Origin of the sequence: Paraburkholderia sp. (assembly GCF_004298475.1) — a bacterium.
Taxonomy (GTDB): domain Bacteria; phylum Pseudomonadota; class Gammaproteobacteria; order Burkholderiales; family Burkholderiaceae; genus Paraburkholderia; species Paraburkholderia denitrificans.
On sequence record NZ_SCRP01000015.1, the window covers coordinates 126840 to 134690 of the forward strand.

Consider the following 7851-nt stretch of genomic DNA (forward strand, 5'->3'; position numbering starts at 1 on the left):
GCTCCTCTTGTCGGCGTGGTCTGCTGTTGTTGCCTTCGGGTTATACGATGCGCCCGCGTGGTCCGGCGGGTTATCTCGTTAAAAATCAGGCGCGAGTGTACGGAGCGGGAGTGCGCGTGGCAAGCCGTGGCAAACACGCGGCCGCCTCACTTCGGCGCAGACTTTCAGACTCATCCGATAGGTTTGGTGCGATGCGGCAGATACACTGGTTTCGCTGCGTGACCGAGTAACACCCTCATCATGTAGCGGTCGTTAGCAATAAACTCTCCGACTTCCCGCTCACGCTTCCCGGCTTGAGCGGTTTTTTTTGGTTCATCGCGGATTACCGGGGAACGCGGCGCGGATCTTGAGGAAGAAGTATTCCTCGTCGCGGTACCCGTAAGCTCTGCGCTTGATGACCTTGATGGTGTTGTTAATCCCTTCGCCTCGCTCGCATGGCGCGCCTCGTCGACGAGCCGGCGCAGCACGACCGACGCACCGCCCGGCTGCACGCCGAGCCATTCACAGTGACGCGGCAGGAGCGTCACCTCGCTCCGTGTCGCGCTCGAAGAGCAACGCGATGTTGTAGGCCGCGCCTGCGCCTGCGCGAGCGCGTCGCGACGCATCTGCTGCATGACCCACGCGGTGATCAGCTTCACGAAAGCGGCAAGCGCGATGGCAGCGATCAATGCGAGGATCGGGCGGCGGGCCAACATGGCATGGCGAGCCTTGACTCCCGGAACCGGCGGGAAGGAATGGCGGCGGCGGCGTGGACGGCGGCCTGCCCGGCGCAACGCGCGCCAAACGCGCATCGAGCGTAACCCGGCACGCGGGACGTTCGTTGCGCGGTTGTGCGGTGCGCGCGGGACGCGGCACCCCTCGATGAAAGCGAATGCCTGCGGCTGCGCGCCTAGAAACCGTGAGTCACAAGCGACAGCACCGAGAGATCCGGATGCGTGCCGTCGACGATGCTGTGCCCCACGGAAACCGCCTCTTCGGTTGCCTCTTCTTCGGTGCGGAACGTTTCGTCGCCGCCCGGATGATAGGGCACCGTGTGGCCGGCCAAGGCCGGATCGGCGCCCGGGTGGCAGACATAGGCGGTGTAGGTGTAGCGGTTGCTGCCATCGTCCGCCGGAGCCGGCGCGACATGGATCTCGAACCCCTCGTAATCGAACTTCCGGAAAAGCGCTTGCGGACCGGACATGACGGCCTCCGTTTGCCGCGCTGCCAGGCGGCTTCGACTCGGGCCCGCTAGCGGATAGTGCGGCGGGCCGATGCGGGAAGTTTATGCCATCGCCGGGAGGATGGCGGGGGCGGGTCGTCAGCAGGAGTTCGCTGTTCGGTGCGCTTGTCGTCGGGCACTTGTCGCCTCGCAGTTGTCATCTAGGATTGGGAGATGTCCTCGTCCTTCTGGAGTCCACTATGGCTACTCACACGATCCGGCTGCATCGCGTGCTCCGTTGCCCACCCGAGCGCCTCTATCGCGCCTTTTTAGACCCCGATGCGCTCGTCAAATGGCTTGCGCCGAACGGCTTCGTCGCGACCGTGCATCAGCTTGAGGCGAAGGTCGGTGGACGGTATCGGATGTCTTTCAGGAACTTCGCGACGAGCGAGAAGCACTCGTTTAGCGGGGAATATCTGGAACTGGTGCCCAATGCGCAGATCCGGTACAGCGGCGTCTTCGACAACCCGAATCTGCCCGGTGCGATGGAGACGACTGTGGTGCTGCAAGAGGTGTTTTGCGGAACCGAGGTGAGCGTCGTGCAGCGAGGCGTTCCAGAGGTGATTCCCGCCGAGGCTTGCTATCTTGGGTGGCAGGAGTCGCTTTTGTTGCTGGGTTTGTTGGTCGAGGCGGAGATTAAGGGGTGATTTCGGTGTGCGGAAACGTGGGGAAAACACCTCGTGCGGAAAATGTCGCGATATCGGCGTGTGTCGAATGATTGACCGGACAACGGTCCAGTGCCGTCGTCGGCATCGCACTGGCAGTTGCCTGTCAACCTGCTGGGCGTATACCAAACGATGACGTAAGCAACGCCCAAATGAAAAAACCGGCCTAAGTGACCGGTTTTAAAGGGAATTCGTTGGTGGGCGGAGGACTATCGAACTATCGTCGTACAAGATTGTTTTAGAACAATATTTATAAAAACCTATCTCCAGTTGCCCCCATAGCTGCCCCAACAACGGGTGGATGCTAGCCGTATTGCCGGCACGTCTGCGGACGCTCGCTCGAATCCAGCATAACCTAACAACGCGGCGCTCGGGGGAGTTGCTCCTTCGCTAATCGTGACCACCTTCGCATTTGTCGAGTCCGCCCATCGACGCAGGCATGAGCCGAGAGTGTCGATGTGTTAAATTCTTGTAAGAAAAACTACGCCCAACGCTTGACTTTCAAGCGGGGCACCGGGGTCTATGTGAATGTCGCATCGATTCGAATGAGCCGGCTCGTCAAAGTCGGCATGTACCTTCTGTCGCTGTGGTTGCTTTTCGTGCTTGTTTTTGTCAACAAGGTAGATGTCGATGTAAGCATCTGCATTGGCTGCTCATTCCTGCCTTGGCCGGAGCTAGCAAAACTCGCACTAAAGAATCTTCTTCCCCTAGTTTGTGTCGCCATGCTCGCCGCTTCTGCGATGTTCTACGCATTCTTCGTCAGAATCATCTCAGGTGCAAAGGACGGGCCGGTCAAAATTGAGGAACTAGAGGACAAGAATGCCGAGCATCTTGTCTTTCTCGCCACCTACGTTATCCCCCTAGTAGGATTTGGATTGGATAGCCCTAGACAGATGATAAACCTGGGTATTACGCTACTTTTGCTCGGCGCGATCTATATAAAGACCGATCTATTTTACGCAAACCCCACACTATCTCTGTTAGGCTTCAAGATATTCAATATAAAAGCCCAAGGAAAGGCTGCAACCTTAATTTCCCGAGAGGAAATTGAGGTTGGCGATTCGGTCAATATACTACGTCTTGACAAGAAGATTTTCTTTGCACGAAAGGCCACGCGCATTTGACATGAAGACCAAACAACAACTCAAAGACCATCTGGATGCCATCTTCGCGGATGGAGTGAACATGAAGCTCTATTTTGGTCTAGGGACGGGAGCGGCGAGGACGTACAAGCTTGCAGACTTCGACGATCGAGCCACAACGGCGGTATTGACAAACTACGTGGCTGGAATTCGCGAGTTCTTTGCGCGTGACGAGCTGCAGACTGTGTCTTTGTCTCAACTGGATCAACGCAGCGATGCTTTGGTGATGTACGATCTACAAGAGCAGCCCGTCGAGTTCGCTCAACTTCAAGCGTTGCAAAACGAGCCTGAGCCCGACTTTTTCTCATTCGACGAAAACAATGTCGGTGAAATTCGGACCATTGCGATAAAGATAGCGTCCGCACAACACTCCGCTATCTTTTTCAAGACATTTTATCCTGTTTCACTCGTCAAACGCGATCAAATATTGCTTTATAAGCTCGAAAATCGATTCACCGTTTTTGACGGAGATATCATTAAGGTCACACCAGGCTTCGAGGTGTTACTTGTCGATGACGAGTTCTACATAAATGATTTTTCAAAATTCGAGAAGGCATTTTCTTTTACTGAGATCGCCGAGCGCGCCATGCTGTCCGTTGTTCAGTCAATCTTAGCTCTCGGAATAGTCAACGACGTAAAAGGATACCTTGCGGCCTTCGCAGCGCCGAAGCGTGACATTTTACGCGCAGGACAAAGCGACGTGCTACGGTTAGAAGCCGCGGTAATTTTGGCTTTCGCGACGCAGAAAGTTGAGAAGATTGGCCTCAAGATCGTAGACGGACAATTTCATCTGTCGTCACGCGACAGCGTAAAGAAGTTGTACAAGTTGCTAAACGATGATTATTTGACCTCAGGGCTAACCGCCTTTGAATATGAAACATTGGCAAAAAACAAAATGTAGGGAGTTGCATTCAGACATGGATACGTCCCCAGTCGGTTAAGAATTATCGACGTGGCAGCCCTTCAGGCGGCTGCTTGGGGGCGCTGTTGGACTCAGTTTATTAGCCCGTGGCTGAACGAGGCGAGCGTTTGAACAAGATCGACCCCGAACGATCGATTTGATTCATAGAAGTCTGCAATCGAGAAATACGGTGACTCGGCTAACGGTGCGCTTGATATTTGATCATTCTGTATGTACATCACATTAGCTGCCTCGGCATCCGAACCTGGGTTTATAACTTCGATAACAGCACTTTTTAAGCCTACTCGCGCACAGGCGTCATCGTCGCGTTGAAACTGTTCGCCGAAGTGATTCATCACCATCCAGTGATCAATAGACCCAAATACGGTCTCAATCCACCGCTCCGCGGTCAAACCTACCGGGCGTCCGTCCCAGCATAAAACACCAACATAGAGCGACACCCTTTCATCATGTGTGACCACTAGCTGAAAACCAGGCAAATATTCCAACTCCCCTGTCGCAAAGAGCTTGCCCAGACTAATCACTGCATTTGCGGGGTTGTAAATGTGTGCCGATACCGTAGCCTGCGGAAACTGGGCTTGAGTGTGATGGATAATGTGATTAAAGATAAGCGTCCACGTCCCATTACCGAGTAGAACATGTTGAGAGTCCTCCTCAAACTTCGTCCAGCTTGGGCGATATTTGGGGGACGCTGTTCTCTGAAGATAGTGATTTGCACCACCCTCTTTTTTCGTGGCTTCCACTACAAGTTGGGCATCGGTCAGTAGAGGAGCATTAGTTTGATACCGTCCGAATCGATGTGCGCGACTTAGGTTCCAGCCCTGCTGAAGAAGCAGCTCTAGCTTCTCCGGGTATCCCGTTTCGGCATCGTCGTTCTCGATCTCTAGTTTCTCGGCAAGGGCGCACAAGAAATTTTCCTCGAGGTCGTCCAATTCCTCATCCCACGGGATGGCAGATTTGATTTTTTCGGCGGCAGCCGATGTCAACCCAAGGAGTGGCGAGGAAAAAACAAAGTAGGCACAGAACGGGAATATCACCTGCTTGTTCGAGCCTTGGTAATTGAATGAGAAAATGGCAAAATCTTTTAATTGACTGGCGTGCGCTGCGCTTGCCAACCCCGAGATAGCCGAATCACGGCTGTCGCGGTTTACAAAGAAAAATATGAATTGTTGCCGGCTTATGTTCAGGGGCTGATCTAGCTCGCGAGGTTCGAATTGTATTGCGTTCGTAACAGTGCCGTCCGAGGCTACTGTAAGTTCGTAGCCGTCAGCCGGGACTTCACATATGCGACGATACTCTGAGAACGGGACCGCTAACTCATGCCATTCGGTAGATAACAGAAGTGCCCGAATCTGATCGGGTCTAACGCCCAGTGTCGACTTCAGTAATGCAACATATTTTGTTAGCTCATGAAGTGCAGCGCGAGCGGTTTGATCACTTCGCTTGATCTCTATCACAACGTAATGACCGGCCAAATCCCGAGCAAGGATATCGATTGAGCCACCTGCTCCTGCAGAGTTCGAAAGGGGAAATTCCGTCCGAACAAGGGTAAGGTCTCGCGCAATGACATTCAGATTCTTGGCTAGATAGTCTCTAATTCTTGCTTCAAGTCGATTCATTGTATTCAAATCCGTGCAGTGATCAGATTGGCCAGAAGGTGGCGTCCTGCTCTATCAATTAACGGCGGGAGGTCGAGCAACTTAAGTGCCGCCTTGCATGGGAGAAAATGTCCGATCGGCTAGCGCAGCGAGGCGATCTCTCGCCCGGGAGTGGTATGCAACTGCAAACATGGTAGTTGATTGCCGGCCACGTTGATTTTCTCGATTGGCGTGCGGTCAGGACGGCACACCCTCTGCGCACGCTCGCTTGACCGTCGCAGTTCCAACGCCGAACTTCTCAGCTGTCTCCCGTATGCTTGCACCGCTTTCAGCGCGCCATGCTTTGATGGCTGCGTAGTCGTGGGACCGAGCCCGTCCCTTGTATCTCCCTTCCGCCTTCGCGATCGCCACGCCGCGACGCTGCATCTCCGCCCGATTCCGGTAGTCTGCTTCGCCTTGTGCGGCCATGAACGCCAGCACCGCGTCCCTCGTCGCTTTTTCGATGGGGTCTTTCGCTTTTCCGTCAAACACCATTCCGTTAAGCGTGCATTCGACGCGAACGCCAAGGTCCATCAACCGGCGCATCGTCCGGTGTAGTTCATCATAACGGCGGCTGATCCGGTCGAGCCATCTCACGATGAGGACGCCGCCGTGGCGCAGATCGTGCTCTGCTTTGCGCCACTGTTCCCGCTCGTCAGGGGCGACGTGGTAGCCGCTCACTCCCTCGTCAATGAAAACGTCCTTATCTTGCACGCCGTGGGCTTTGGCGTCGTCGTACTGGCTCACCGAGGACTGGCCATCCGTGGTGGAAATCCGACCGTAATAGAGCTTTCGCATGATTTGTGTTGTGGATCATTAGGGTATATAGATCAATTGTAATATAGCTCAAATTTACGGTTGATCCTATTGATCCACGCACCAGCGCCCGAGCCATTAGCTCATTACGGTGTACCCATATGATCCACACGCGTATCCACGACGATCATCATCGTGAGGGGCGGCGTTCGCCGCCCGAGTACCTGATCGCTTGCGGCGAGTGACTTACACCGTCAGGCCGAGTTCGGCCAGGAGCCGCCAGCCACGCATGCCAGATAGCTGTCACTCCAAGGTCCGCTCCCCTCTGAGAATGACCAAAGTACCATTTCCTGCAACTCGTCCAATCCCGTCAACGGATCATCGATTGCTGCTAGCAAATGTGTATCATCTCCTACCGCTCAGCCGAAAATGAAACTGAGCTACAGGCAATGACTACCCATGAATAGAGAGCAACTCAAAAAACTGGAGCGCGACCTCTGGGCTGCCGCTGACAAGCTGCGCGCCAACTCCGACCTAAAGGCCAGCGAATACAGCACTCCCGTGCTGGGCCTGATCTTCCTCAAGTTTGCCGACAACAAATACCGCCAGCACGAGGCGGCCATCCGGCAGGAATACGAAAAGCTCAAAGGCACGCGGCGCGAAAAGCGCCTAGAGGAAGTCGCCATCGAAAAATGTGGCTTCTTCCTGCAGGACTACGCCCGCTATGACTATCTACTCCAACTGCCCGAGAAGGAGAACGTCGCCAAGGCCATCCGCCGCGCCATGGCTAGCATCGAAAAGAGCAAACCCGAGCTACTGGGTGTGTTGCCCCAGGAGGAATACGACCGCTTTACCCGCAGCGACAAGAACAAGGGCATCCCAAAGGACCTGCTCAAGCTCTTCTCCGATATTCCGGTGGATGCTGCGGGCGACGTGTTCGGCCAAATTTACGAATACTTCCTCGCCAACTTCGCTCTCAGCGAAGGTCAGGGCGGGGGTGAGTTCTTTACCCCGCGCTCCGTCGTCAAGCTGATGACCGAGATCATCGAGCCTCATGGTGGCAAGGTCTACGACCCTGCCTGCGGCTCTGGCGGCATGTTCGTCCAGTCGGCGGAGTTCATCCACCAGCATCAGGCCGACAAGGCCGCCGACCTGGACGTGTATGTCTGCGGCACCGAAAAGACGCTGGAAACCGTCAAGCTGGCCAAGATGAATCTGGCCGTAAACAACCTGCGCGGCGACATCAAGCAGGCCAACACCTATTACGAAGACCCCCTCAACGCCTTTGGTGCCTTTGACTACGTGATGGCCAATCCGCCTTTCAACGTGGACGACGTGACGCTAGACGCGGTCGAAAAAGACCCGCGCTTCAACACCTACGGCGTGCCGCGCAACAAGACCAAGGCCAAGGTGTTGATTTGCACGGAATCCTGACCCACCCTACGCAGTAATTTGCATCGAATATTGACCCACGTAGAACACTGACCTGCTCGGCAACGGGCAGGGGAACGGAGTGATCGACGTGGCT

Annotated in this window: 7 protein-coding genes and 2 pseudogenes; 4 read left to right on the plus strand and 5 right to left on the minus strand. The window is 54.9% G+C overall.

The window, feature by feature from the left end; all coding sequences use genetic code 11:
- Positions 1-312: 312 nt before the first annotated feature.
- The 3 genes and pseudogenes from EPN59_RS09010 to EPN59_RS09020 all read right to left on the minus strand — a co-directional run.
- Positions 313-423, minus strand: a pseudogene (locus EPN59_RS09010) (transposase); the annotation flags it as partial.
- 2 nt (positions 424-425) lie between these two features.
- A pseudogene (locus EPN59_RS09015) lies at positions 426-695 on the minus strand (DUF2239 family protein); the annotation flags it as partial.
- Between the two features lie 194 nt (positions 696-889).
- Entirely contained in the window at positions 890-1183 is a 294-nt protein-coding gene (locus EPN59_RS09020; RefSeq protein ID WP_293039357.1) for a hypothetical protein, read from the minus strand.
- Positions 1184-1401: 218 nt separating this feature from the next.
- Here EPN59_RS09020 and EPN59_RS09025 point away from each other — a divergent pair, with 218 nt between their 5' ends.
- The 3 genes from EPN59_RS09025 (at position 1402) to kwaB (ending at position 3909) form a co-directional block, all read left to right on the plus strand.
- Positions 1402-1848, plus strand: coding sequence for an SRPBCC family protein (locus EPN59_RS09025; RefSeq protein ID WP_293039360.1), 447 nt, complete (start codon positions 1402-1404; stop codon positions 1846-1848).
- Between the two features lie 563 nt (positions 1849-2411).
- On the plus strand, positions 2412-2990 hold the full coding sequence (gene kwaA / locus EPN59_RS09030) for an anti-phage protein KwaA (RefSeq protein WP_293039363.1): 579 nt from the start codon (positions 2412-2414) through the stop codon (positions 2988-2990).
- Between the two features lies 1 nt (position 2991).
- A complete protein-coding gene (kwaB, locus tag EPN59_RS09035) occupies positions 2992-3909 on the plus strand; it encodes an anti-phage protein KwaB (RefSeq protein ID WP_293039366.1) in 918 nt (305 codons plus the stop codon).
- A gap of 92 nt (positions 3910-4001) precedes the next feature.
- On the opposite strand, the gene EPN59_RS09040 is transcribed toward kwaB, so the two are convergent.
- Together EPN59_RS09040 and EPN59_RS09045 are read right to left on the minus strand one after the other, a co-directional pair.
- The gene (locus EPN59_RS09040) at positions 4002-5549 is read right to left on the minus strand and encodes an endonuclease NucS domain-containing protein (RefSeq protein WP_293039369.1); all 1548 of its coding nucleotides are present in this window, start codon (positions 5547-5549) and stop codon (positions 4002-4004) included.
- A 216-nt stretch (positions 5550-5765) separates the two neighbouring features.
- Complete coding sequence (locus tag EPN59_RS09045; protein ID WP_293039372.1) at positions 5766-6365, minus strand: recombinase family protein; 600 nt, start codon at positions 6363-6365, stop codon at positions 5766-5768.
- Positions 6366-6782: 417 nt separating this feature from the next.
- Here EPN59_RS09045 and EPN59_RS09050 point away from each other — a divergent pair, with 417 nt between their 5' ends.
- Positions 6783-7757 carry a class I SAM-dependent DNA methyltransferase gene (locus tag EPN59_RS09050; protein WP_293039375.1) on the plus strand — a complete coding sequence of 325 codons (975 nt, stop codon included), beginning with the start codon at positions 6783-6785 and terminating at the stop codon, positions 7755-7757.
- The last annotated feature ends 94 nt before the right edge of the window (positions 7758-7851 follow it).

Bases quoted from the DNA above. Each gene is read 5' to 3' on its own strand.
- kwaA (WP_293039363.1), top strand. From the start codon at position 2,412: ATGAGCCGGCTCGTCAAAGTCGGCATGTACCTTCTGTCGCTGTGGTTG.
- EPN59_RS09040 (WP_293039369.1), bottom strand. From the start codon at position 5,549: ATGAATCGACTTGAAGCAAGAATTAGAGACTATCTAGCCAAGAATCTG.
- EPN59_RS09045 (WP_293039372.1), bottom strand. From the start codon at position 6,365: ATGCGAAAGCTCTATTACGGTCGGATTTCCACCACGGATGGCCAGTCC.
- EPN59_RS09020 (WP_293039357.1), bottom strand. From the start codon at position 1,183: ATGTCCGGTCCGCAAGCGCTTTTCCGGAAGTTCGATTACGAGGGGTTC.
- EPN59_RS09025 (WP_293039360.1), top strand. From the start codon at position 1,402: ATGGCTACTCACACGATCCGGCTGCATCGCGTGCTCCGTTGCCCACCC.
- kwaB (WP_293039366.1), top strand. From the start codon at position 2,992: ATGAAGACCAAACAACAACTCAAAGACCATCTGGATGCCATCTTCGCG.
- EPN59_RS09050 (WP_293039375.1), top strand. From the start codon at position 6,783: ATGAATAGAGAGCAACTCAAAAAACTGGAGCGCGACCTCTGGGCTGCC.